We start from the raw sequence: 25,054 nt of genomic DNA, 5'->3' as shown, positions 1-25,054 counted from the left end.
CAATACGGCATAAAAAGAGGTCACGACAACCCGATTTTCAGACAGGTTGCCGGGACTTTTCGTGCATTCTTGCGAAAAAATCGTTATTTTTGTCCGATTTAACTCATAAACCCCAAACGATGACTCTCAACGAATACCAGCAGCACGCCCTCGAAACGGCGATCTACCCCGACGACCGCCGCATCATCTACCCCACGCTCGGACTTACGGGCGAAGCGGGCGAAGTGGCCGACAAGGTCAAAAAAGTGATCCGCGACGCCCACGAGGAGTTCACCCCCGAGAAGAAACTCGAAATCGTCAAGGAGATCGGCGACGTCATGTGGTACTGCGCCACCCTCGCCCGCGACCTGGGCTACGAACTGGACGACGTGGCGCAGATGAACGTAGACAAACTCCGCTCGCGCATGCAGCGCAACCACCTGACGGGCAGCGGCGACAACCGCTAATCGTTCGGCAAAACCGAACGATTGCAATTCAAAATTCAAAATTCAGAATTCAAAATTCATAATCATACATGGAACCCGAAAAAATCCAAACTTCGCTGCCCGAAAACGCCTACCGCGAACTCAAGCCGGGCGAAGAGTACACGCCCGTGATGCCGGCTTCGTCCAACCCGAAGGAGGTGACGCCCTACTCGGTCACGATGGGCGTCGTCATGGCCGTCGTCTTCTCGGCCGCCGCGGCCTTCCTCGGCCTCAAGGTCGGGCAGGTCTTCGAAGCGGCCATCCCGATCGCCATCATCGCCGTGGGCATGGGCTCGGTGCTGGGCAAGAAGAACATGCTGGGGCAGAACGTCATCATCCAGTCGATCGGCGCCTCGTCGGGCGTGATCGTCGCCGGAGCCATCTTCACCCTCCCGGCGCTCTACATCCTGGGCCTCGACGCCGCTTTCTGGCAGGTGTTCCTCTCGTCGCTGTTCGGCGGCCTGCTGGGCATCGTTCTGCTGATCCCCTTCCGCAAATACTTCGTCAAGGAGATGCACGGCAAATATCCCTTCCCCGAGGCCACGGCGACCACCGAGGTCCTCGTTTCGGGCGAGAAGGGCGGCTCGCAGGCCAAACTGCTGGCCGTCGCGGGACTCGTGGGCGGATTGTACGACTTCGTCGTCGGTACGTTCGGACTGTGGACCGAATCGGTCTCGACGCGCATCTGCGAATGGGGCGCTGTCGCCGCCGACAAGTTCAAAGTGGTCTTCGGGCTGAACACCTCGGCCGCCGTGCTGGGTCTGGGGTATATCATCGGCCTGAAATACGCCATGATCATCACCGCCGGCTCGTGCCTCGTCTGGTTCGTGATCGTCCCGGTGGTCGGCTCGCTGGCCGAAGCGGTCGATTCCGCCGCGATGCTCTCGCTGCTGGGCGTCACGCGCGCCGACATCGTCGCCGACCCGCAGTCGATCTTCACCGCCGAAAACCTCTTCGCCTTCATCGGCAAGCCGATCGGCATCGGCGGCATCGCCATGGCGGGCATCATCGGCATCATCCGCCAGTCGAAGATCATCCGCCAGGCCGTAGGCCTCGCGGTCTCGGAGTTCGGAGGCGGCAAAAGCGCCGCCGCGGCCCCCGAGCGCACGCAACGCGACATCTCGATAAAGCGCATCCTCACGATCCTGATCGCCACGCTCATTTCGGTCTTCGTCTTCTTCCACTTCGGGCTGCTCGACGGCTGGGTGCAGTCCGTCACGGCCATTCTGATCGTCTTCATCATCGCGTTCCTCTTCACGACCGTCGCGGCCAACGCCATCGCCATCGTGGGAACGAACCCCGTCTCGGGCATGACGCTGATGACGCTGATCCTCTCGTCGCTGGTGCTGGTGAGCGTGGGGCTGAGCGGCACGACGGGCATGACCGCCGCGCTGGTGATCGGCGGCGTGGTCTGCACGGCCCTGTCGATGGCCGGCGGCTTCATCACCGACCTCAAGATCGGCTACTGGCTCGGCACGACGCCCCGAAAGCAGGAGGCCTGGAAATTCCTCGGCACGTTCGTTGCTGCGGCAACCGTGGCCGGCGTGATGATCATCCTCAACAAATCCTACGGATTCGTGGGCGAAGGGGCGCTGGTGGCTCCGCAGGCCAACGCCATGGCGGCGGTGATCCAGCCCCTGATGACCGGCGGCCAGACCCCGTGGATGCTCTATTTCTGCGGCGCTGCGCTGGCCCTTGTGCTCACGTCGATCGGCGTCCCGGCCCTCGCCTTCGCGCTGGGCATGTTCATCCCCATGGAGCTGAACGCCCCGCTGGTGGTGGGCGGACTGGTGGCCTGGTTCGTCTCCGGCCGCTCGAAAGACGAGGGTCTGAACAAAGCCCGCTTCGACCGCGGCACGCTGATCGCCTCGGGATTCATCGCCGGCGGCGCACTGATGGGCGTGGTGAGCGCCGTGCTGAAATTCGTCGGCGTGGACTGGTTCCTCTCCGGCTGGGCCTCGTCAAACGCCGCCGAATGGACGGGCCTTGCGATGTACCTCGTTTTGATCGGCTACTTCGCCTGGCACACCCTGCGGGCCAAAAAGGAAGAATAACATTTAATCTGCAACGACAATGGACTTGAAAGAACGTTTTCTGAAATACGTCTCCTACGACACCCAGTCGTCGGAGGAGAGCACGACATTCCCCTCGACCGAAAAGCAGAAGGTCCTCCTGGCGGCCCTGCGCGACGAGATGGAGGCCCTGGGCATGACCGAGGTCACGATGGATCAGTACGGCTACGTGATGGGCACCGTCCCCGCCTCGAAAGGGTGCGAGAACGCCCCCGTCATCGGCTTCATCGCCCACGTCGACACCTCGCCCGACATGAGCGGCAAGGAGGTGAAACCCCGCGTGATCGACGAGTACGACGGCAGCGACATCGCCCTGAACGGCCAGCTGACGATGCGGGTTGCGGACTTCCCCGAGCTGGCCTTCTTCAAGGGCCACACCCTGATCCACACCGACGGCACGACGCTGCTGGGCGCCGACGACAAGGCCGGCGTTGCGGAGATTATGACCGCCGCGGAATACCTCATGGCGCACCCCGAGGTGAAACACGGCAAGATCCGCATCGGTTTCACCCCCGACGAAGAGGTGGGCCGCGGCGTGGATTTCTTCGACGTGAAGGCCTTCGGCGCCGATTTCGCCTACACGGTCGACGGCGGCATGGAGGGCGAACTGGAGTATGAAAACTTCAACGCGGCGAGCGCGAAGGTCGAGATTCAGGGCCGCAACGTCCATCCGGGCTACGCCAAGAACAAAATGATCAATGCCATCGACGTGGCGTGCGAACTTCAGGGGTTGCTGCCCGCCTCGCAGCGTCCGCAGTTCACCGAGGGTTACGAGGGATTCTACCACTGCGTAGGGCTGAACGGCACGGTCGAGAACGCTTCGGTCAGTTACATCATCCGCGACCACGACGCCGAGAAGTTCGAGCAGAAAAAGGTCTTCATGTGGGCCGCAGTCGACCTGCTGAAAAAGAAATACGGCGACCAGGTCGTGACCCTCACGCTCAAGGATCAGTACTACAACATGCGCAAGATGGTCGAGCCGCACCCGCAGGTGATCGACAAGGCTCTGAAAGCGATGGAGATGGCCGGCGTGAAACCCCTCGTGCGGCCCATTCGCGGCGGCACGGACGGCGCGCGCCTCTCGTTCATGGGCCTGCCGTGCCCCAACCTCTTCACCGGAGGCATGAATTTCCACGGCAAGTTCGAATACTGTTCGCTCACGACGATGCGCAAGGCCCAGCAGGTGATCCTGAATCTGGCGGTTCTTTGGTCTGAATAGCCCGAAGAACAATTAAAAATCACGAAGTCTATGGACAATTTCGGTTTTCTCAAGGTGGCGGCGGCCGTTCCGCACGTGCGGGTCGCCGACTGCGACTACAACACCGAACGGATGGCGGCGATGGCCGAGGAGGCCGCCCGGCGGGGCGTCGAGATCGTGGCGTTCCCCGAACTGGGCGTCACGGCCTACACCTGCGGCGACCTCCTGTTGCAGCAGACGCTGCTCGACGCGGCCGACGAGGCGCTGGAACGCCTGGTGCGCGCCACGCGCAAACTCCCCCTCACGCTGATCGCAGGCGCTCCCCTGCGCCACGGGTCGACGCTCTACAACTGCGCCGTGGTCTTCACGCAAGGCAAAGTGCTGGGCGTGGTTCCCAAAACCTATATCCCCGACTACGGGGAGTTCTACGAAAACCGCTGGTTCGCGTCGGGCGCCGGGATTTCCGACGAGCATATCGCCGTCGCGGGGCAGCAGGCCGACTTCGGCGCCGACCTCACGTTCGAAGTCAACGGCGCGGAGTTCGGCATCGAGATCTGCGAGGACCTCTGGACCGCCGCACCGCCCTCGTCGCAGCTGGCGCTCAACGGCGCGAAGGTGATCTTCAACCTCTCGGCATCGCCCGAATCGGTCGGCAAACACGCCTACCTGCGGCAGTTGGTGGCCCAGCAGTCGGGACGCGCGATTGCGGCCTATGTCTACTGCTCGGCGGGCTTCGGCGAATCGACCACCGACCTCGTGTTCGCCGGCAACGCCGTCATCGCCGAAAACGGCTGCATTCTGCGCGAAGCCGCGCGCTTCTCGCCCGACGAACAGCTGGTCGTCGCCGACGTGGACATCGAGCGGCTGGAGTTCGAACGCCGCCGCAACACCTCGTTCCGCGCGAACGAAGGGGCCACGGAGAACACCGTGATCGAAATGGAGATTCCCGAGGGGCTTCGCGGCGTGGCGCTCGACCGCGACATCGACCCGATGCCGTTCGTACCCAAGGACGAAGCCGACCGCAGCGAACGCTGCGAGGAGATTTTCCGGATACAGTCGCACGGACTTGCGCAGCGGATGGTTCACACCCGCTCCGAAAAGGCCGTCGTCGGGATTTCGGGCGGCCTGGACTCGACGCTCGCACTGCTCGTGACGGCCCGGACCTTCGATTTCCTGCACCTCGACCGCGCGGGCATCATCGGCATCACGATGCCCGGATTCGGGACCACCGACCGCACCTACAACAATGCGCTGGAGCTGATGCGCGGACTGGGCGTGACGATCCGCGAAATCCCGATCCGCGACGCCTGCACGCAGCATTTTCAGGATATAGGCCTCGACCCCGGCTGCCGGGGCGCGGCCTACGAAAACGCCCAGGCGCGCGAACGCACGCAAATCCTGATGGACGTGGCCAACATGGAGGGCGGACTGGTCATCGGCACGGGCGACCTGTCGGAACTGGCGCTGGGCTGGGCGACCTACAACGGCGACCAGATGTCGATGTACGGCGTCAACGCCTCGGTTCCCAAGACGCTGGTGCGCCACCTCGTGAAGTGGGCCGCCGCGACGGAACAGGACGCCGCGACGCGCGCCACGCTGCTCGACATCATCGACACGCCCGTCAGCCCCGAACTGCTCCCGGCCGACGACAACGGCAAAATCGCCCAGAAGACCGAGGACCTCGTGGGGCCTTACGAACTCCACGACTTCTTCCTCTACAACTTCCTCCGCGCGGGTTACGGTCCGGCGAAAATCCTACTGCTGGCCGAACAGGCCTTCGACGGGAGTTACGACCGCGCCGCGATTCTTCGGTGGCTCACGGTCTTCGTCCGCCGTTTCTTCACCCAGCAATTCAAACGTTCGGCCATGCCCGACGGCCCGAAAGTCGGCTCGGTGACGCTCTCGCCCCGCGGCGACTGGCGCATGCCCTCCGACGCCTCGGCAGCGGCATGGCTGCGCGAACTCGACACGTTATAACATAGACCCAATGAAGAAACTCCTGTTATTCACAGCATCCCTGCTCCTGCTCGGCGGCACGACCTCCTCGGCGCAGGACTGGAAAGAGGCCCTGAAAAAAGCCGCCACGGCGGCCGCCGACAAAGCCACCGACGGCAAGCTGACCCAATATGCTCTTGCCGGAACGTGGAACTACACGGGTCCGGGCGTCAAGTTCGAAGGAGGCGACATCGCTTCGGAGGTCGGGGGCGCGGCGCTCGAAACCGCCGTCGTCAAACAGCTCGAAAAGGCCTATGCCAAGGCGGGCATCCGCCCCGGCGCCGGAACGTTCACCTTCGGCAAGGACGACGACGCCTTCACCGCCACGCTCGGCTCCCACACCCTCTCGGGAACCTACGAATACGACGCCCCGACACACGTCGTGACGCTCCATTTCGCCAAGGGCAAGCTCAACCTGGGTTCGGTTCCCGGCCACGCCTACATCAGCGGGCAGGAACTGGTGCTGGTCTTCCCGGTCACCAGACTCGTCGAGGTCGTCACGGCGCTCGGCAGCAAAGTCTCCTATTTTTCGACGGCCACGACGCTGCTGTCGAAATACAAGAACGTCTACGTCGGCTTCGCCTTTTCGAAATAATACGGGCTTCCCGGCGGGAAAAGCCGAAAAAAATTTGAAAAAATTTCGATGACGGATTTACTGCAAATCCGTCATTTTTCGTTACGGATTTTCATTCCCGAAGTCCAACCTTCTCGCAGACAGTAAGCAAATTCGGGGAGCGGATAAATAAAATATTTTACGAAATTCTTAAATAAGTTGCAAAACTCCGATAAATGTTCTATTTTTAGGGGCGAGAAACAAATACAAACCCCCTCAAAATCGAATCGCTTATGAACGAACAAGCCCAACAGTACGTCGAAGACTTCATGGCCCGGCTGATTGCACGCAATCCCGGAGAGCCGGAATTCCATCAGGCCGTCCGCGAGGTGGCCGAATCGCTGGCCCCGCACATCGTGACCAGCCCGATCCTGCAAAAGATGAAGGTGCTGGAACGCATTGCCGAACCCGAGCGCGTGATTATTTTCCGCGTGCCGTGGCTCAACGACAAAGGCGAAATCGAAATCAACCGCGGCTACCGCATCCAGATGAACAGCGCCATCGGCCCCTACAAGGGCGGTATCCGCTTCCACCCCTCGGTGAACCTCTCGATCCTCAAGTTCCTGGCTTTCGAGCAGACCTTCAAGAACAGCCTCACGACGCTCCCGATGGGCGGCGGCAAGGGCGGTTCGGACTTCAACCCGAAAGGCAAGTCGGACAATGAGGTGATGAAATTCTGCCAGTCGTTTATGACCGAGCTGCAACGTCACATCGGACAGGACACCGACGTTCCGGCGGGCGACATCGGCGTCGGCGGCCGCGAAATCGGCTTCATGTTCGGCCAGTACAAGCGTCTGCGCGACGAATTCACCGGCACGCTCACCGGCAAGGGCCGCGACTGGGGCGGCAGCCCGCTGCGCCCCGAGGCCACGGGCTACGGAACCTGCTACTTCGCGCAGGAGATGCTCGCCACGCGCAACGACTCGTTCAAAGGGAAGACCGTCTGCATCTCCGGCTCGGGCAACGTCGCCCAGTACGCCTGCCAGAAGGCCACCGAACTGGGCGCCAAGGTGGTGACGCTCTCCGATTCGTCGGGCTACATCCACGATCCCGAAGGCATCAGCCCCGAGAAACTGGAATACGTCATGGAGCTGAAGAACATCTTCCGCGGCCGTATCAAGGAATACGCGGAAAAATATCCGTCGGCAACCTACTACCCCGGCGAACGTCCGTGGGGCGTGAAGTGCGACATCGCCATGCCGTGCGCCACGCAGAACGAGCTGAACGGCGACGAGGCGCAGGCGCTGGTCGACAACGGCTGCATGTGCGTCGCCGAAGGCGCCAACATGCCCTCGACGCCCGACGCCATCCGGATTTTCCAGCAGCACAAGCTACTCTACGCTCCGGGCAAGGCGGCCAACGCCGGCGGCGTCGCCACCTCGGGACTCGAAATGACCCAGAACTCGATACGCCTCACCTGGTCGCCCGAGGAGGTCGACGCGAAGCTGAAGTCCATCATGCAGAACATCCACGCGGTTTGCGTGCGCTACGGAACCCAGTCCGACGGTTACATCAACTACGTCGTGGGCGCCAACATCGGCGGCTTTATGAAGGTCGCCAACGCCATGCTCGCCCAGGGCTGCGTCTAACAGGCGGTACAACTACGAAAAACCGGCCGGAAACTGTTTCCGGCCGGTTTTCATTTTTTCGGGACGATTTACAGAAAAAGCACCGCGAGGACGGACACGGCGAAACCGCCGCAGAATCCGGCCAGCACCTGCCAGCCGTTGTGGCATCCGAGGTAGAGGCGCGCCGACGCGAGCGCCCCGGCGCAGAGGATGGCGACCATGAGGGGAACGAGCATGTTGCCCACGCCCACGACGTTCATCACCACGAGCAGCGCCACGACGGCCCCCATGCCCGTTAGGTGAAGGCTGATCTTCCAGTAGAACGACACCACGAGACACAGCACCTCGCAGCAGGCCGCGGCGACCATGAATTTACGCAGGAAAATCGCCGAAGGAATCTTCGCGATGGTGATGGCGCACAGCACGTAGCAGACGGCCCCGACGAGCAGCGGCAGGAAGCGTTCCCTGCGGTCGTCGATTCGGTAGTCCGAAATGCGGCCCAGCGAGCGCAGCACCCCGAGCGACAGCAGCGGAATGACGATCGCGTAGAGCGCCACCACCCACAGCAAATAGAACTTCACATTGGGAGGATAGTGCGAAAAGGCGGTCATCGTCAGCAGCACCGCCATCAGGTAGACGGGCAGCAGGAACGGATGCAGGACCCAGGATATGCCGGTAGCGATTTTTTTATAGTTCATTTCCAATTCTTTAATGCCCGCCGTTCAGACGGCGTCATTGCGAGGAGGACTTTCAGTCCGACGCGGCGATCTGCGGATCATGTCGGAACCTCCCGACTATCCATCGGATTGCCACGCTCATTGCATTCGCTCGCAATGACCCGCCCGCTTAAAAAACGTTTTTCAAGGCAGGCAGCGCAGACCCGAATCCGATATCCGAAAGCCTGCCGCCCTTAAATCCCGCTTCTTAAGCGGGCTATATCTGTTTCCGAAGCCTTGCCACCGGTATTCCCAGCATCTCACGGTATTTGGCCACGGTGCGCCGGGCGATGCGGTAGCCCTTCGAATTGAGGATGTCCATCAGCGTCTCGTCGGTCAGCGGACGCCGCTTGTCCTCTTCGTCGATGCACTGCTGCAAGATGTTCTTGATCTCGTAGCTCGACACCTCCTCGCCCGAATCGGTCTGCATGGCCTCCGAAAAGAGCGATTTGAGGAGGATGATCCCGAACTGCGTCTGCACGTACTTGCTGTTCACCACGCGCGAGATGGTCGACACGTCCAGCCCCGTGCGGTCGGCGATGTCCTTGAGGATCATCGGCCGGAGTTTCGACTTGTCGCCGTCCTTGAAATACTCCTGCTGGTAGTCCAGGATGGTCTGCATCGTGCGCATCAGCGTGTCGTGCCGCTGCTTGATGGCCGAGATGAACCACTTCGCCGAGTCGATCTTGTTCTTCACGAACTGAATGGCCTCCTTGTCCTTCTCCCTGACCCGTCCGTCCGAACCCACCATTTCGCGGATCATCTCCATATAGCGGCGGTTGACGCGCACCTCGGGAACGTTGTAGGAGTTCAGCGAGAGGTTGAACCGCCCGTCCTGATAGTCGAGGATGAAATCCGGAATGATGTAGGGCGTGGTGTCCGTGCCGCCCTCGGCGTAGAGGTTGCCGGGCTTGGGCGACAGGTGGCGGATCTCGGCGATCGCGTCGCGGAAATCGTCCTCGGATATTTGCAGCCGCGCCATCAGTTTCTCGTAGTGCTTCTTGACGAACTCGTCGAAATAGCTGGTCAGAATCTTCCTGGCCAGCCGCCGCGGACGGGTGTTGACCGGCATCTGCGCCATCTGCAACAGCAGGCATTCGCGCAGGTCGCGCGCGCCGATGCCCGCCGGCTCCAGTTCGTGAATGATTCCGAGCAGGCGTTCCAGCTCCTCGGCCGTCGTTTCAAGCCCCATCGTGAAGGCGATGTCGTCGGCCACGGACTCCAGGTCGCGGCGCAGGTAGCCGTCCTCGTCGATGCTGCCGATCAGGTAGACCGCCAGCCGCAAGTCGCGCTCCGGAAGATTGCGGTAGCCCAGTTGCTCGACGAGATATTCCTGCAACGACCGTCCTTCGGTCAGATAGACCGGACGCTGCTTGTCGTCCTTCGAAAAGTTATTGATGCGGCTCTTGTACGACGGCGTGTCGTCCTCCCGGAGGTATTCGTCGAAGGAGATCTGCTGGGGAGGCTGCTCCTCGTCCTCGGCCGAACGCTCCTCCTCTTCCAGCACGATATTGTCTTCGATCTCCTGTTTGATGCGCTGTTCGAGCTGCACGGCGGGCAGTTCCAGCAGCTTGATCATCTGTATCTGCTGCGGAGAGAGCTTCTGCTGAAGCGAAAGTACCTGTTTCTGATTAATAGCCATATTGGGTCCAAATTAAGAATTGTTCAGCATTCCGAATTTGGTCTCTTCATTTATCGGGTTTTAGGGTTTTCGAAAGTCGTTCAGGGCGGACAGATTCCGGGTTTCGGGAAGTCGGGCGCGGCAGGAGCACACTCAAGTATGTGGCTGTCGCGGACGGCGAGGGAAGGCCGGAAGGCGCCGCACTCGGACGGCTTTCGTCAAAAGTCGGCGTGCTGGGGCGTCCGCGGGAACGGCTGCACGTCACGGATGTTGGTCATGCCCGTCACGAAAAGCAGCAGGCGGTCGAAGCCCAGGCCGAAGCCCGAGTGCGGCGCCGAACCCCAGCGGCGGGTATCGAGATACCACCAGAGTTCCTTCTCGCTCATGCCCAATTCGGCGACTCTTGCATGAAGTTTGCCATAATCGGCCTCTCGCTCCGAACCGCCGATGATTTCGCCGATTCCCGGGAACAATACGTCCATGGCGCGCACCGTCTTGCCGTCGTCGTTCTGCTTCATGTAGAAGGCCTTGATGTCCTTGGGGTAGTTGATCAGGATGACCGGACGCTTGAAGTGCTCCTCCACGAGGTAGCGCTCGTGCTCGGATTGCAGGTCGCAGCCCCAGTCGCAGGGGAATTCGAACTTGCGGCCCGAAGCCTTCAGAATCTCGATGCCTTCGGTGTAGTCGAGACGCTTGAAATCGTGCTCCAGCACAAAGTGCAGACGCTCCAGCAGCCCCTTGTCCCACATCTTGTTCATAAATTCGAGGTCTTCCATGCAGTTGTCCAGCGCATACCGGATGAGGTATTTGAGGAAATCCTCGGCCAGTTCCATGTTGTCCTCCAGTTCGAAGAAGGCCGCTTCCGGCTCGATCATCCAGAACTCCGACGCATGGCGCGGGGTGTTCGAGTTTTCGGCACGGAACGTGGGGCCGAAGGTGTAGATGCGGCCCAGCGAGAGTGCGCCCAGCTCGCCTTCGAGCTGGCCCGACACCGTGAGGTTGCACGCCTTGCCGAAGAAGTCCTGCGCGTAGTCGACCGCCCCCTCCCCGGTCCGGGGCAGGTTGTTCATATCGAGCGTCGTCACCTGGAACATCGCGCCGGCGCCTTCGCAGTCCGAAGCCGTGATGATCGGGGTGTGGAAATAGTAGAATCCGTGTTTGTTGAAATATTCGTGGATGGCGTAAGCCATGGCGTGACGGATGCGGAGCACCGCACCGAACGTGTTGGTGCGCGGACGCAGGTAGGCGATTTCGCGCAGAAACTCCAGCGAATGCCCCTTCTTCTGCAGGGGATAGCTCTCGGGGTCGGCCGTACCGTAAACCTCGATTTTTTCGGCCTGCACCTCGACGCCCTGCCCCGCGCCCGGCGAAGCCACCAGACGGCCGTCGACGCGGAGACAGGCGCCCGTGGTCACGGGCTTGAGCTGCTCCTCGGAGATTTTGGCCAGATCGACCACCACCTGTATATTACCTACGCACGACCCGTCGTTCAGGGCGATGAACGCCACGTTCTTGTTACCGCGCTTGGTGCGCACCCAGCCTTTTACGACGACGTCGGTATCGACAGCGTCCGATTTCAGGATTTCTACGATTCTCTGCGTTTTCATATCTCGATTTTGTCTGTGTTTCCAGTCGTTTTTTCCGAATTGACAAAGTTAACGATTATTTGCGATTTGTCAAAAAAAAAGTACCTTTGGTGCCGTAACGACACTTCCATGCGTCGGAATGTTTCACCGGGCCGCATGCAATTCCGTTTTGAACCCATTCAACTTTTTTGTACCTTTGTCGTGATTATACACCCCCGTAAACAATGAAACGAACGATATTGACGGCTGCGCTGGCAGCCTGCGCGCTCTCTGCGACGGCCCAGATCATGGAGGAGAGGAATCCGGTCCCGATGACGCCCGGAGGAGGCCGCGTCTACCGTACGGAGGTCGTCCCCTACGACGCGCGCCACGACGCCGAGGCCCGCAACCGCGAAGCCGGAGGCTACTGGAAGGCTTTCGAACCCGAGGTGACGATTGCGACCGAAGGTCCTCTTCATGCCGTTCTCGAACAGGAGATCGAGATTCCGTTCGCCTGGACCGACGGCATGGTCTACCTGCACGTGGAAAATCCCGGTTCGGCCTACTCGCTCTGGCTCAACGACCGCCAGGTAGCCGAGGTCAGCGACCCGCTGACGCCCGCGGAGTTCGACCTGACCCCCTTCATCCGCGAGGGCGCCAACGACTTCAAACTGCTGATGCGCAACGACAATCCCGCCCGGCAGCTCGACGCCGCGGCCCCCGTTGTCCGCAAGTCCTTCGAAAACAGCTACCTCTATTACCAGAACAAACGCTCGATCGCCGATTTCGAAATCGGACTGGTGCCCGACTCGCTGGGGCGCGACTTCGGAATGCTCGACCTTAAAATCGTGACGCAGAACGCATACAACTACGAGGAACCCGTCACCGTCGGCTACGACATCTACTCACCGCAGGGCAAGCTGCTCGAATTCAACATGACCGAAATCACCATCCCGGGCCGCTCGACCGACACGGTGCGCTTCTCGCCGTTCATCTACCACACCTACAAGAACAAATGGGAGGCCGAAAGCAAAACGCCGCCCCTCTACAAGGTGATGCTTTTCACGCGCCGCAACGGAGTCTACAAGGAGTATATGCCCCTGAAGATCGGCTTCGGCAAGACCGAACTCGTCGACGGACGCATCATGCGGCTGGGCAAGGAGCTAAAACCCGTCAAGGCCGGATACAACGCCGCCGCCGACCGCAAGACGACGCTCGCGGAGCTGAAAGCCCTGAAGGCCAAGGGAAAGAACACCATCTGCCCGGACTATCCGCAGCCCGCATGGTTCTACGAGTTGTGCGACTCTCTGGGCCTTTACGTCATCGACCGGGCCAACATCAACGCCCCGGAGCGGAGCGGCGACCGCACCGTCGGAGGCACGCCGTCGAACGACCCTCGGCTTGTCGACGACTACCTCGAACGCGTGAAGGCGATGTACTACCGTTCGCGCAATTTCACCTGCGTCATCGCCTACTCCCTGGGCGGTCCTTCGGGCAACGGTTACAATATGTACAAGGCCTACCAGTGGCTCAAATCGGTCGAAAAGTCCCGTCCGGTGATCTACTCCGACACCGACGGCGAGTGGAATTCGGACCTGTAAATACGACAACCCAATGAAAAAACTGCTGTTACTGCTGCTCTTCGCCGGCCTGCTCAACACGGGGAGCGTCTTCGGATGGGGACGCGAAGGCCACGAGACGATCGCCAAGATCGCCGAACGCAATCTGACGAAAAAAGCCAAAAAGCGCATCGAGAAGTACCTCGGGGGCCACTCGATCGTCTACTTCGCCAAGTGGATGGACGAATACCGCCATACCCCCGAGTATAAGTTCACCAACAACTGGCACACCGTGCCCGTGAACGCCGAACTGCGTTACGAGGATTCGATGCTCGCGACGGGCGGCAACGCCATCTACGGACTGGAGCAGGCCATCGAGAACCTGAAGAACTACCGCAGCCTCACCGATTCGGCCGTGGAGGTCAACCTCAAGTACATCATCCATCTGGTGGGCGACATGCACTGCCCGGCGCACATCAAGTACACGACGCACGACACGAAATACGACGTGCTGTTCGAGGACAAGTACCACAAGCCGCACAAATTCCCCATCCACAGCGTCTGGGACAACGAGATCATCACCACCACGCGCATCTGGTCGGTCAGCGAGTGGGCCGATGAGCTGGACCGCCTTCCGAAGGCCGAAAGGCAGGCCGTAGCAGCCGGAACGCCGCGCGACTGGCTCCACGACAACGCCGTCGTGTGCGAGGCGCAGTTCGAATGGGCGAAGCCCGGCCAGCGGCTGGGACAGGATTTCCTGAACGAGGCCTTGCCGCTGATCGAGCGCCAGATCCGCAATGCCGGATACCGTCTTGCCCGTGTGCTGAACGAACTGTTCGGATAGCACCCCCGGCCCCGAAGCCCCGATGCCGCGCCCCGAAGCGCGGCATCGCCGTTTCCGGACGGGAAAAACGATTTGCCCGAACCGAATAAAAAGGCTATCTTTGCGCCGTACTGTGCCCGACCGACGCACAGGCGGAACGCAATGACCATAGAGCTGATCGTCATAGGAAAGACCGACTCGAAAGAGATCGCCGCGCTGGTGGAACTGTATGCCCGGCGCGTGAATCACTATTGCCGGTTCGCCGTCACCGCGCTGCCCGACGTGCGCAACACCAAAAGCATGACCGTCCGACAGCAGCGCACGGCCGAAGGCGAGGCCATCCTGCGCCAGCTTGCCGACGGCGACTACGTGACGCTGCTCGACGAGCGCGGCGAAGAATACCGTTCGGTGGAGTTCGCGCTGTGGCTGCAAAAGCGGCTGAACAGCGGCGTGAAACGCCTGGTACTGGTCATCGGCGGTCCCTACGGCTTCTCGGACGAAGTTTACGCACGCGCCGACGGCAGGCTGTCGCTCTCGCGCATGACCTTCTCCCACCAGATCGTGCGGGCCATCTTCGCCGAACAGATCTACCGGGCCTTCACCATCCTCAACAACGAACCCTACCACCACGAATGATGCAGCAGCGCCCCGTCATAGCCATCCTGACCGCCAACGTTCTCGTAGGCGTGGGGCTGCGCTCCATCCTCGAAAAAGCGGCCCCGGCCGCCGACGTGGAACTGTTCGGCAACTTTCAGGAATTTGCGGAGGCCGATCCGGAGCGGTTCATCCATTATTTCGTCACGGCGCAGCTCTTCGCGGCGCACAACGCCTTCTTCCGCGCCCGCAGCCACAGAACCATCGTCCTCGCCAACGGACAGACGCCCGCCGGGGTGCACTGCATCGACGTGCAGACCGACGAGGAGCGTTTCGTGCGCTCGCTCATGCGACTGCAACACAGCGTTCGCCGACCGGAACACGCCCTGCCCGTCCAGCCGCAGGCCGCGCAGCCGCTCACGGAGCGCGAGGCCGAAGTGCTGACGCTCATCGCCGGCGGACTGATCAACAAGCAGGTCGCCGACCGGCTGGGAATCGGCCTGACGACCGTGATCTCCCACCGCCGCAACATCATGGAGAAGCTCGGCATCCGCACCACCGCCGGGCTGGTGGTCTACGCCCTGGCGGCGGGCTACGTCGATCCCGACGGGATGTGACGCGCCTCCTCATAAATTAGGATTGCACCGACCGAAATAAAACCGTTACTTTGTACTCCCGATAACCGCAACCGATACATGCACCGCAAATCGCTCGTCATACCCCTGTTGCTGCTGGCCTCCGCGGCCGCGGCCCGCACCGCGGGCGGCGACGGCCCGACGCCGGACACGGAGACGGCCGACACGGTGATCGTGGTGGACAAGGTGCAGGTGACGGCCATCAAACAGGGCCTCGTGCTGCGTTCGCAGCCCGTCGCGGCGTCGATCGTCGGCGGCCGCGCCATCGAACGGGGACGCATCGGGGCGGTGAAAAACCTCTCGCAAACGGTTCCCAACTTCCACGCTCCGGACTACGGTTCGCGCATGACCTCGTCGATCTACGTGCGGGGCCTCGGCGCGCGCATCGACCAGCCGGTCATCGGGCTGAATATCGACAACGTCCCGGTGCTCAACAAGGACAACTTCGACACGGAGCTGGCCGACGCCGAACGCATCGAGGTCCTGCGCGGGCCCCAGTCGACGCTCTACGGCCGCAACACGATGGGCGGCGTGGTGAACGTCTACACGCTCTCGCCGCTCACCTACGAGGGCGTGCGGCTGACGGCCGAATACGGCAGCGGGGATTCCTACCGCTTCCGGGCATCGTCCTACTACAAGCTCTCGCCCGACCTCGGAATGGCCGTGACGGGCTATTTCACCCACACGGGCGGCTTCTTCGACAACGACTGCACGGGCGAGAAATGCGACTGGGAGCGTCTGGGCGGAGGACGCTGGAAAACGCAGTGGCGCAACAACCGGGGAGTGCGCATCGACAACACCTTCTCGTTCTCGGCGCTCGACCAGGGAGGTTATCCCTACGCCTACGCCGGCGAGGACATCGTGCGCGACGGCAAGACCGTCATCCGCAACGGCCAGATCAGCTATAACGACCCGTCGTCCTACCGCCGCACAACGGTCAGCGACGGACTCACGGTGCGCTACGACGCCGCGAAATATTCCGTCTCGTCGATCACCTCGTACCAGTACTCCGACGACGAGATGACGCTCGACCAGGACTTCACGCCCGAACCCTGGTTCACGCTCCGGCAGGCCCGGCGCGAACACGCCCTGACCGAGGACATCGTTTTCCGTTCGCACGACGGACGGCGCTACGGCTGGCTGCTGGGCGCCTTCGGTTTCTACCGCCACGGCGTGATGGAAGCCCCGGTGCACTTCAAACGCACGGGCATCGAGGAGCTGATCGTCAAGAACGCCAACGAGCATCTGGGCGCGATCTGGAACGAGGAATACTCGATCTCCGCGGATGAACTGCCGCTCTACTCCGATTTCCGTATGCCCGTGTACGGAGGCGCCGTTTACCACGAGTCGAACCTGCGGCTGGGCCGCTGGCGGCTCACGGCCGGCATCCGTTTCGACGTGGAACACACGTCGCTGGCCTACCACAGCCGGACCGACATGGATTATTTCGTCAGCAAGGAGGGCGGCGCGCCCGCGCCGAAACGCATCTCGATCGACGAGGGGAACCGCATCGCCCACACCTACTGCGAAGTGCTGCCGAAGGTCTCGCTGCTCTACGCTTTCGACGAAGTGCGCAACCTCTATATTTCGGTAGCCAAGGGCTACAAGGCCGGGGGATTCAACACGCAGATGTTCTCCGACATCTTGAGCGAAAAGCTCAAATGGCGGATGGCCGGTTCGCAGTACGACGAAGCGGACCTGATGTCCTACGAGCCGGAATACAGCTGGAACTACGAACTGGGCGGCCACTTCTCGTGCATGGACGGCGCCGTGCGGGGCGATTTCGCGGTATTTTACATTGATGTCCGCGACCAACAGCTCACGATCTTCCCGGAGGGACAGAGCACGGGCCGGATGATGACCAACGCGGGCCGCACGCGCAGCGTCGGAGCCGAAGCGGCCCTGCAATTCGCGCCGTGGCGGTCGCTGGAGATCAACACGGCCTACGGATACACCGACGCCCGTTTCGTGCGTTACGACAACGGCATCGAGGATTTCAAGGACAACCGCATCCCTTACGCCCCGCAGCACACCCTCTCGGCCCAGGCGGCATGGACCCTGCCCACGGGCGTCAAGTGGCTCGGCGACGTGGTCCTGCAAGCGGGAGTCCGCTGCGCGGGGCGCATCTGGTGGAACGAGGAGAACACACTTTCGCAGCCCTTTTATGCGTTAGCAGACGCCTCCGTGCGGTTCGAGCACAAGCACTATTCGCTCGACATCTGGGGCCGCAACCTCGGGGGAGCGCGTTACGACGTCTTCTATTTCAAGTCGATCGGCAACGAGTTCGTCCAGCGCGGACGCCCCCGCACCTTCGGCATCACTCTGAATATAAACATCTAACAATACCAACACATGAAAAAAATCCTCTTCCTCCTCTTCGCCGCCGCAGCTTTCGCTGCCTGCAACGACGACGGCGAACCCAAAGTCCGTTACGCCACAACCAATGACGGCATCGAAAACGGATACCTGCAAGGTGCCAACCTGCATTTTTACGGCACCTCGACCGTGACCGACGCCAAAGGCGAAACGTTTACGGACCCGGAAGCCTGGTTCGAATTCGCAGGCGGTCCGGAGAGTTTCTCCCTCTACATGCACAAAACGCGCTTCGCGGCCAACATGCCGGGCGTGGAAATGCGGCTCCAAACGGTCACCTACACCCCGAAGGGCGACAAGTCGCTCAACTTTGTCAGGGAGGAGATCATTCCCTCCGCCCTCAAAGAGAACAATGAAGGCGGAGGATCGAGCTACCAGCCCGTCGAACGCTATAAAATCACCAATCTCACAGGCGCAATCGACGGCGTTGACTGCCGGGTCAGCTTCACCTGCGCCGGCGTTTTTCAGGTAATATACGAAGGACGACTGATTATCAAAGAATAAATATCCACGAACCATGAAACCCGAATACAAACCTTTCGTAGATGAATTGATCGAACTCTGCATCAGGGAGGACATCGGCGACGGCGACCACACGTCGCTCTCGTGCATCCCGGCCGACGAACACGGACGCATGCGCCTGCTGTGCAAGCAGGAGGGCACGATCGCCGGGATCGAAATCGCGCAACTCGTTCTGCAACGCCTCGATCCGGAAATGAAATTCGAACAGATCCTGCACGACGGCGACCGTGTCGCGCCCGGCGACGTGGCCTTTTACGTCTCGGGACGCCTGCGCTCGCTGCTTCAGGCCGAGCGCATCCTGCTGAACATCATGCAGCGCATGAGCGGCGTGGCGACCCAGACCACCGTTTACGTCAAGCGGCTGGAGGGACTTCGTACCAAGGTCCTCGACACGCGCAAGACCACGCCCGGCATGCGCGTGCTGGACAAGATGGCCGTGAAGATCGGCGGCGGCGAGAACCACCGCATGGGCCTCTTCGACATGATCCTGCTGAAGGACAACCACATCGACTTCGCCGGCGGCATCCGCCCCGCGATCGAAGGTGTGCGCCGATACCTCGCGGCCAAAGGCAAGACGATCCCCATCGAGTGCGAGGTCCGCACGCTGGAAGACATCGACGAGGTGTTCGCGGCGGGCGGCGTCGACCGCATCATGTTCGACAACTTCACCCCCGAAATGACCCGCCGGGCGGTCGAGAAGGTCGCCGGACGCTGCGAAACCGAATCGAGCGGCGGCATCACGCTCGACACGATGCGCGACTATGCCGAGTGCGGCGTCGACTTCATCTCGGTGGGCGCGCTGACGCACCAGATCAAGTCGCTCGACATGTCGCTGAAAGCCTGCGAATAGAGGATGAAACGCCTGCTCCATACGCCGCTGGCGCTGCTCGTGTGGCGCATCGCACTGCTCTACGCGGCGCTGATGCTCTGCCGCGCGGCGTTCTGGGTCTACAACGCCGCCCTGCTCGGTCCGCCGGTGTGGAGTGAACTGGGGCAGCTCGTGGCCGGGTCGCTGAAATTCGACACCGTATCGGTCGTCTATGCCGACGGCGTGTTCATCCTGCTGTCGCTCCTGCCCCTGCACCTGCGCGAACGGCGCTGGTACCGGGGCATGCTGTTCTGGTATTACGTGATCGTCAACGCCGTGCTGATCGCAGCCGCGAATCTCGCCGACACGGTCTATTTCCGCTACACGCAGAAGCGTTTCACGGCCGACGAAATTTTCTTCGCCGACAACGACAACTCGTTGCAGCTGGCCGGAAAGTTCATGGCCGAAAACTGGTATCTCGTGCTGCTGTGGGCGGGACTCGTGGCGTTGCTGGCGTGGGGTTACCGCCGCCGGACGCGCGAGGAGAGCCTTTTGAGACGCGGCTGGGCCTACTATGCCGGCGGCACGGTCGTCTTCGCCCTCGCGGCGGGGCTGAGCGTCGCCGGGATGCGCGGCGGCATGACCCGCATGACCCGTCCGATCACGCTGTCGAATGCCATGCTCTACACGGCGGACAGCGGCAAAGCCAATCTGATTTTAAGCAACCCGTTCTGCATCCTGCGCACTATCGGCAACGCGGGAAGCGTCAAATACAGGAAATATTTCACCCCGGAGGAATTGCCGCAGCGCTTCACGCCCGTGCACCGGCCCGCCGACAGCACGGCGGTCGATCTCACGGGCCGCAACGTGATGATTTTCATCATGGAGAGCATGTCGGCCGAGCACTCCGCGTTCCTCCATCCGGAACTCTACGCCGACCTCCCGGAAAAAGGTTTCACGCCGTTCCTCGATTCGCTGATGCGCAATGGACTGACATTCAAACGGATGTACGCTAACGGCTCGCGTTCGATCCAGGCCATGCCTTCGGTACTGGGAAGCATCCCCTCGTTCCGCACGCCGTTCGTACTGATGCCCCAATCGTTGGGCGAGAGCCGCCAGCTGCCCGCCATGCTGGCGGACAAAGGCTATGCGACGGCCTTCTTCTGCGGCTCGGAACGCGGCTCGATGGGCTTCGGGGCCTATGCCCGTTCGGCAGGCGTCGAGCGGCTCGTAAGCCGCGAGGACTACGAGGCGAAGCACGGAACAAGGGATTTCGACGGCTACTGGGGCATCTGGGACGAAGAGTTCCTGCAATTCACGGGCGAGGAGCTGACGGCGATGCCCGAACCTTTCTTCGCCGCGCTGTTCACCCTCTCGTCGCACCACCCGTTCGTCGTACCCGAAAAGTACGCCGCGACGCTGCCCGAGGGCTACACCCGGATTCACAAGGGCGTCGCCTACGACGACCGGGCGTTCCGCCTCTTCTTCCAGCGTTTCGGCGGCGAGGAGTGGTTCCGCCGCACGATCTTCGTCTTCGTGGCCGACCACGTGTCGTCGGAGAAATTCGCGGAGGAGACGCGCTCCTACCCGGGCAACATGCACATCATCGGCTTCATCTACACCCCCGACGGCGCCCTGCGGGGCGAGGTCGGCGAGATCACGCAGCAACTGGACATCATGCCCACCCTGCTGGGACTCACGGGCAACCGGGAGCCTTATTTCGCATTCGGGCGCGACGTGCTGAACGAACCGCAGCGGCCCCGCTGGTCGGTCAGCTACGACGGACGGTTCCGCGCGCTGACCGGAGAAGGCGCAATCGTGCTCGACGATTCGGACATGAATGTGCAGGAATGCCCGGCCACCCCGGCCGCCGACAGTCTGGCACAGAATTTCCGGGCGCTGGTCCAGCAGTATTACACCCATATCGAGAAAAAGAATTACACGGCAAATGATTGATTTCAAACCCGTGCGCCTCGGGGACCGGGCGGTCATCGAGCGTTATACCATGCCCTCGGGCATCTGCAACTGCGACCTCGCCTTCGCCAACATGTACTGCTGGCAGGCGGTGTTCCACAGCGCGTGGGCCGAGATCGGCGGATTCCTGGTGATCCGCTTCCAGATCGACGGCGGCGAGCGCATCGGTTACATGCAGCCCGTCGGCGAGGGCGACTTCGGCCCGATCCTCCCCCTCCTGCGCGAAGACGCCCACGCCCACGGACAGCGGCTGCGGATCATCGGCCTGACGGACGAAGGCCGCGACACGATCCGCCGGATCGTTCCCTGCCATTTCGCGTTCGAGTCGGACCGCGCGCTGGAAGATTACGTCTACAACGCCGACGATCTTCGCAACCTTGCCGGACGCCGCTATCAGCCCAAGCGCAACCACATCAACCGCTTCACGGCCGAATATCCCGACTACCGCTACGAAGAGCTGACGCCCGACCGCTTCGGGGAGTGCATGGCCCTCGAGCGCGAATGGCGCAAGGCCCACGAAGGCCACACCTCGGAGCTGTGCGCCGAGCAGCGGGCCATGCAGCGGGCCTTCGAGCATTTCGAAGAACTGGGGCTGATCGGCGGTTGCATCTACGTCGGCGACCGCCTCGCGGCCTTCACCTACGGCTCGGCGGTCAACGACCACACCTTCGACACCCATGTAGAGAAGGCCGACACGGAGTTCGACGGCGCTTTCACGATCATCAACAAACTCTTCGCGCAGCACCTCCCCGAACGTTTCACGCTGATCAACCGCGAGGAGGACCTCGGGCTGGACGGACTGCGGCAGGCCAAACTCTCCTACCACCCGGCGTTCCTCCAGCACAAATTCGCGGCGATCTGCATGCACCCCGACGAAGTGGCCTGCAAAGAGCTTTGGATGAAGGCCTTCGGCGACGACGAGCAGTTCGCCGACTCGTTCATCATGCGCTATTACTCCCGCCGCCGGATGCTGACGGCCGAGGCCGAAGGCCGCATGGCGGCGATGCTCCACCTCCTGCCGTTCCGGACGGAGCTGGGCCGCACGACCTATATTTATGGCGTAGCGACGGACCCGGCGTTCCGGGGACGCGGACTGGCTTCGCAGCTGATGCGCGAAGCGATGCGGCTCATCGCGGAGCGCGGCGACGATGCGGCGCTCCTCATCCCGACGCCCGGCAAGGAGTGGCTCCGGGAATTTTACGGACGCTTCGGGTTCGCTGGCGACGTTCCGGCGAGGTTCGTTTCCGCAGACCGCTTCGACTTCGGCACGGGCGACGCGGCCGCCGACCGGGCGATGGTCTGGCGGCGCGACTCCTCGGTTCCGCTCCCCGAACAGCTCACCGCCTCCTGGCATTCATAGCCTCCGGAACTCACCTCCGCGAGCGTCTTTTCGGCCTGCGCCGGAATCCGTCCGCCACACTGCCGCTCCCGGCGCAGGCGACAGCCCGCCCCGAGCGGCCGGGACCGGTTCCGACAACACCTCCGGTTCCGCCCGCCACTCTTCTCCGCCATGCCGTTTTCCGAACTGCCGTCGCCGAAAAACAGACGCCCGACAGTCTCGCTTCACAACCATTCCACAAATCAAGGGCAACGAAAAAGAAATGAAAGGGAAATGGCAAATCTACCAAACGAAACACGACTAAAAATTAAAATTTTTTATTTGCAAAAAAAATCATCCGATTTTGTTTTTTAATAAAATAAGTTTAATTTTGAAATGTATTCGAAACACAATCGAAACACAAACAAGTTATATTTGAAAAGTTTTTCAGACAGAAGCGACACGGTAAACAGATGGTTACCATATATATAACGGAAGATGCGAAGGCCGGCAGGGCCGCAAACGGAGACTTCGGGACGGAGTCCCCGACCGGGTCTTTCCGGGCCTTCGAGGTGTCCAAACAACCGGATTTACAAAACGCGGACAAATAAAAAAATTATAATCGAAGAACTTAAAATGAAAAACGTATTAAAGTATCTGTTACTGGCACTCATCGCCGTCTCGCAACTCTTCGCCTGCGGCGGCAGCGATGACGAAAAGACCCCCGCGGATAATTTCGACGTGCAATTCACGGTTCCGGGGTCGGTAGACGTCACCGAAGGCGGCGAGTGCACTTTCGCCGTAAGTGGGGGGGGGAAATCGCCCCTGACCACAGACACATTCATTCTTGAGTCGGACGCAGGCATCTCCTACGTCTGCCCCATCGTCAACACCACTTCCGACAGTTTCACCGTACGCCTGGCCGACGGGTGTGAAACGGGTTACTACAAAGTCTTCGTCAAAAGAGACGCGCGCAAAAAATCGTTCGGAAGAATCTACATCAACATCGTCGAAGACATAGATTTCAAACCGGATGCAGGCACCACGGTCTACGGGATCGTGTCGTCGGCCGGCGTCGGCGTGGAGAACGTCGTGGTCTCCGACGGCGCGGAGGTGACCGTCACGAACGAAAAGGGCATCTACCAGCTCAAATCGGCCAAAAAGTGGGGATATGTCTTCATCTCCGTCCCGAGCGGCTACGAAGTTCCGTCCGTCGGGGTGCTCCCGCAGTTCCACCGCGCGCTCAAAAACAGCGCCGACGTCGTCGAACGGGCCGACTTCAAGCTCGAAAAGGTCGACGGACAGGACTCCTACAAGATCTTCATGCTGGGCGACATGCACCTCGCCAACCGAACGGGCGACCTGGGACAGTTCGCCCAGTTCACCTCCGACCTTACGGACTACATGACCCGCCACAAGGGCGAGAAGATGTATGCGCTCACCCTCGGGGACATGACCTGGGACCTCTACTGGTATTCGAACAGCTACTATTTCCCCCAGTACCTGAACACCATCAACAGCCAGATCAAGAATCTGCAGATCTTCCACACCATGGGCAACCATGACAACGACTTCCAGACCAGGTCGGACTACGATGCGGCGGTCAAATATGTGGATCAGATCTGCCCGACCTACTATTCGTTCAACATCGGCAAGGTCCATTACGTCGTCATGGACGACATCGATTGCAGCAGCTACGACGGAACCGAATCCCGCAACTATGTCAAGAGCCTCTCCGCCGAGCAGCTGGACTGGCTGGCGAAAGACCTGTCGCACGTGGCCAAGACGACCCCCGTCGTCGTTGCCATGCATGCGCAGGTGTTCTATCCGACCACATCGGGATTCAAGATCGACCACGATCAGGTCAACACCCTGCGGCTTTTCGACATCCTCGACGGATATACCGTCCGCTTCGTGACGGGGCATACCCACAAACTTTTCAACGTGACGCCCGACGCTCCGATCGTGGACGGGCATAACTTCCGGGAGTATAACTCCGGCTCGGTATGCGCTTCGTGGTGGTGGTCCGGCAACCTCACGCCCGGAATCCACATCGGAACCGACGGAACTCCGGGCGGCTACGGCATCTGGGATGTCACGGGAACCGATTTCCAATGTCTCTACAAATCGACCGGATGGCCCGAAGAGTACCAGTTCCGCAGCTACGACCTGAACAACGTGCATTTTTCGATGGCCGACGTTCCGCTGATGCCTTCCGACATCTCCGCTTCGGTCAAGAACGCCTATATGCAATATGTCAACGCCTATCCGCAGAACAACGACAACGAGGTGCTGATCAACATCTGGAACTGGAATTCGGACTGGACGTTGAGCGTCGTCGACGAAAACCGCAAGACGCTGCCCTACACCGAAGTCTGGGCCTACGACCCGCTCCATATCGCGGCGCTCTCGGTCAAGCGGTTCAACAACGCGGGACTCAAGTCGACCCCGTCGTTCATCACCGACAAGTTCACGCACTTCTTCAAGGTGAAGGCGGACGATGCGGACACCGACCTTGTGATCACCGTCAAGGACGAATTCGGAAACGAGTGGACCGAAAACATGCAGCGGCCGAAAGCATTCTCCACGGATGCCTACCGACGCAAGTGATTTTCGCTACATACCCAACCACAATC

The 25,054-nt window shown here is 61.0% G+C and carries 19 protein-coding genes; 16 read left to right on the top strand and 3 right to left on the bottom strand.

Annotated features, from left to right (window positions below; all coding sequences use genetic code 11):
* The first annotated feature begins 119 nt into the window (after positions 1–119).
* From DWW03_RS07130 to gdhA, 6 genes are all read left to right on the top strand, one after another.
* Positions 120–446: a nucleoside triphosphate pyrophosphohydrolase family protein gene (locus DWW03_RS07130; RefSeq protein ID WP_015547944.1), complete on the top strand. Its 327-nt coding sequence runs from the start codon at positions 120–122 to the stop codon at positions 444–446.
* Between the two features lie 68 nt (positions 447–514).
* Positions 515–2,518, top strand: coding sequence for an OPT family oligopeptide transporter (locus DWW03_RS07125; RefSeq protein WP_118406562.1), 2,004 nt, complete (start codon positions 515–517; stop codon positions 2,516–2,518).
* A gap of 19 nt (positions 2,519–2,537) precedes the next feature.
* Positions 2,538–3,755, top strand: coding sequence for a peptidase T (gene pepT / locus DWW03_RS07120; protein WP_022061288.1), 1,218 nt, complete (start codon positions 2,538–2,540; stop codon positions 3,753–3,755).
* 30 nt (positions 3,756–3,785) lie between these two features.
* The gene (locus tag DWW03_RS07115; RefSeq protein ID WP_022061289.1) at positions 3,786–5,711 is read left to right on the top strand and encodes an NAD(+) synthase; all 1,926 of its coding nucleotides are present in this window, start codon (positions 3,786–3,788) and stop codon (positions 5,709–5,711) included.
* 10 nt (positions 5,712–5,721) lie between these two features.
* A complete protein-coding gene (locus tag DWW03_RS07110) occupies positions 5,722–6,324 on the top strand; it encodes a DUF4923 family protein (RefSeq protein ID WP_015547948.1) in 603 nt (200 codons plus the stop codon).
* Positions 6,325–6,575: 251 nt separating this feature from the next.
* Entirely contained in the window at positions 6,576–7,931 is a 1,356-nt protein-coding gene (gene gdhA, locus DWW03_RS07105; protein WP_015547949.1) for an NADP-specific glutamate dehydrogenase, read from the top strand.
* A 68-nt stretch (positions 7,932–7,999) separates the two neighbouring features.
* Here gdhA and DWW03_RS07100 read toward each other — a convergent pair whose 3' ends face one another.
* From DWW03_RS07100 to asnS, 3 genes are all read right to left on the bottom strand, one after another.
* The gene (locus DWW03_RS07100) at positions 8,000–8,608 is read right to left on the bottom strand and encodes a hypothetical protein (RefSeq protein ID WP_015547950.1); all 609 of its coding nucleotides are present in this window, start codon (positions 8,606–8,608) and stop codon (positions 8,000–8,002) included.
* Positions 8,609–8,843: 235 nt separating this feature from the next.
* Positions 8,844–10,268, bottom strand: a complete 1,425-nt coding sequence (gene rpoN / locus DWW03_RS07095; RefSeq protein ID WP_118406561.1) for an RNA polymerase factor sigma-54 — start codon at positions 10,266–10,268, stop codon at positions 8,844–8,846.
* Positions 10,269–10,465: 197 nt separating this feature from the next.
* Positions 10,466–11,854: an asparagine--tRNA ligase gene (gene asnS, locus DWW03_RS07090; protein ID WP_118406560.1), complete on the bottom strand. Its 1,389-nt coding sequence runs from the start codon at positions 11,852–11,854 to the stop codon at positions 10,466–10,468.
* A gap of 203 nt (positions 11,855–12,057) precedes the next feature.
* Here asnS and DWW03_RS07085 point away from each other — a divergent pair, with 203 nt between their 5' ends.
* The 10 genes from DWW03_RS07085 (at position 12,058) to DWW03_RS07040 (ending at position 25,028) form a co-directional block, all read left to right on the top strand.
* Positions 12,058–13,413: a glycoside hydrolase family 2 TIM barrel-domain containing protein gene (locus tag DWW03_RS07085; RefSeq protein ID WP_118406559.1), complete on the top strand. Its 1,356-nt coding sequence runs from the start codon at positions 12,058–12,060 to the stop codon at positions 13,411–13,413.
* 13 nt (positions 13,414–13,426) lie between these two features.
* On the top strand, positions 13,427–14,215 hold the full coding sequence (locus tag DWW03_RS07080) for a S1/P1 nuclease (RefSeq protein WP_118406558.1): 789 nt from the start codon (positions 13,427–13,429) through the stop codon (positions 14,213–14,215).
* A 141-nt stretch (positions 14,216–14,356) separates the two neighbouring features.
* A complete protein-coding gene (gene rlmH, locus DWW03_RS07075) occupies positions 14,357–14,830 on the top strand; it encodes a 23S rRNA (pseudouridine(1915)-N(3))-methyltransferase RlmH (RefSeq protein WP_022061294.1) in 474 nt (157 codons plus the stop codon).
* Entirely contained in the window at positions 14,830–15,405 is a 576-nt protein-coding gene (locus DWW03_RS07070) for a helix-turn-helix transcriptional regulator (RefSeq protein ID WP_118406583.1), read from the top strand. The genes rlmH and DWW03_RS07070 overlap by 1 nt, the downstream gene beginning before the upstream one ends.
* Before the next feature lie 78 nt (positions 15,406–15,483).
* Complete coding sequence (locus DWW03_RS07065; protein ID WP_022061296.1) at positions 15,484–17,763, top strand: TonB-dependent receptor; 2,280 nt, start codon at positions 15,484–15,486, stop codon at positions 17,761–17,763.
* A 12-nt stretch (positions 17,764–17,775) separates the two neighbouring features.
* Entirely contained in the window at positions 17,776–18,300 is a 525-nt protein-coding gene (locus DWW03_RS07060; protein ID WP_022061297.1) for a hypothetical protein, read from the top strand.
* Between the two features lie 13 nt (positions 18,301–18,313).
* Positions 18,314–19,168 carry a carboxylating nicotinate-nucleotide diphosphorylase gene (gene nadC, locus DWW03_RS07055; protein ID WP_022061298.1) on the top strand — a complete coding sequence of 285 codons (855 nt, stop codon included), beginning with the start codon at positions 18,314–18,316 and terminating at the stop codon, positions 19,166–19,168.
* Between the two features lie 3 nt (positions 19,169–19,171).
* The gene (locus DWW03_RS07050; RefSeq protein WP_118406557.1) at positions 19,172–21,082 is read left to right on the top strand and encodes an LTA synthase family protein; all 1,911 of its coding nucleotides are present in this window, start codon (positions 19,172–19,174) and stop codon (positions 21,080–21,082) included.
* Positions 21,075–22,460: a GNAT family N-acetyltransferase gene (locus DWW03_RS07045; RefSeq protein WP_022061300.1), complete on the top strand. Its 1,386-nt coding sequence runs from the start codon at positions 21,075–21,077 to the stop codon at positions 22,458–22,460. Before DWW03_RS07050 ends, DWW03_RS07045 begins: the two co-directional genes overlap by 8 nt.
* A gap of 594 nt (positions 22,461–23,054) precedes the next feature.
* Entirely contained in the window at positions 23,055–25,028 is a 1,974-nt protein-coding gene (locus DWW03_RS07040) for a calcineurin-like phosphoesterase C-terminal domain-containing protein (protein ID WP_118406556.1), read from the top strand.
* The last annotated feature ends 26 nt before the right edge of the window (positions 25,029–25,054 follow it).

The organism is Alistipes sp. AF14-19, from assembly GCF_003461645.1.
GTDB lineage: Bacteria > Bacteroidota > Bacteroidia > Bacteroidales > Rikenellaceae > Alistipes > Alistipes shahii.
Note: the sequence above shows the minus strand (reverse complement) of the source record. Positions and strands in the feature narration are given on the sequence as shown.

What these genes read in the sequence shown, in the direction of transcription:
- DWW03_RS07100 (WP_015547950.1), bottom strand. Translation starts at nt 8,608, where the DNA reads ATGAACTATAAAAAAATCGCTACCGGCATATCCTGGGTCCTGCATCCG.
- gdhA (WP_015547949.1), top strand. Translation starts at nt 6,576, where the DNA reads ATGAACGAACAAGCCCAACAGTACGTCGAAGACTTCATGGCCCGGCTG.
- DWW03_RS07040 (WP_118406556.1), top strand. Translation starts at nt 23,055, where the DNA reads ATGAAAAACGTATTAAAGTATCTGTTACTGGCACTCATCGCCGTCTCG.
- rlmH (WP_022061294.1), top strand. Translation starts at nt 14,357, where the DNA reads ATGACCATAGAGCTGATCGTCATAGGAAAGACCGACTCGAAAGAGATC.
- DWW03_RS07130 (WP_015547944.1), top strand. Translation starts at nt 120, where the DNA reads ATGACTCTCAACGAATACCAGCAGCACGCCCTCGAAACGGCGATCTAC.
- asnS (WP_118406560.1), bottom strand. Translation starts at nt 11,854, where the DNA reads ATGAAAACGCAGAGAATCGTAGAAATCCTGAAATCGGACGCTGTCGAT.
- pepT (WP_022061288.1), top strand. Translation starts at nt 2,538, where the DNA reads ATGGACTTGAAAGAACGTTTTCTGAAATACGTCTCCTACGACACCCAG.
- DWW03_RS07115 (WP_022061289.1), top strand. Translation starts at nt 3,786, where the DNA reads ATGGACAATTTCGGTTTTCTCAAGGTGGCGGCGGCCGTTCCGCACGTG.
- DWW03_RS07045 (WP_022061300.1), top strand. Translation starts at nt 21,075, where the DNA reads ATGATTGATTTCAAACCCGTGCGCCTCGGGGACCGGGCGGTCATCGAG.
- DWW03_RS07065 (WP_022061296.1), top strand. Translation starts at nt 15,484, where the DNA reads ATGCACCGCAAATCGCTCGTCATACCCCTGTTGCTGCTGGCCTCCGCG.
- DWW03_RS07080 (WP_118406558.1), top strand. Translation starts at nt 13,427, where the DNA reads ATGAAAAAACTGCTGTTACTGCTGCTCTTCGCCGGCCTGCTCAACACG.
- nadC (WP_022061298.1), top strand. Translation starts at nt 18,314, where the DNA reads ATGAAACCCGAATACAAACCTTTCGTAGATGAATTGATCGAACTCTGC.
- DWW03_RS07050 (WP_118406557.1), top strand. Translation starts at nt 19,172, where the DNA reads ATGAAACGCCTGCTCCATACGCCGCTGGCGCTGCTCGTGTGGCGCATC.
- DWW03_RS07085 (WP_118406559.1), top strand. Translation starts at nt 12,058, where the DNA reads ATGAAACGAACGATATTGACGGCTGCGCTGGCAGCCTGCGCGCTCTCT.
- DWW03_RS07070 (WP_118406583.1), top strand. Translation starts at nt 14,830, where the DNA reads ATGCAGCAGCGCCCCGTCATAGCCATCCTGACCGCCAACGTTCTCGTA.
- rpoN (WP_118406561.1), bottom strand. Translation starts at nt 10,268, where the DNA reads ATGGCTATTAATCAGAAACAGGTACTTTCGCTTCAGCAGAAGCTCTCT.
- DWW03_RS07110 (WP_015547948.1), top strand. Translation starts at nt 5,722, where the DNA reads ATGAAGAAACTCCTGTTATTCACAGCATCCCTGCTCCTGCTCGGCGGC.
- DWW03_RS07060 (WP_022061297.1), top strand. Translation starts at nt 17,776, where the DNA reads ATGAAAAAAATCCTCTTCCTCCTCTTCGCCGCCGCAGCTTTCGCTGCC.
- DWW03_RS07125 (WP_118406562.1), top strand. Translation starts at nt 515, where the DNA reads ATGGAACCCGAAAAAATCCAAACTTCGCTGCCCGAAAACGCCTACCGC.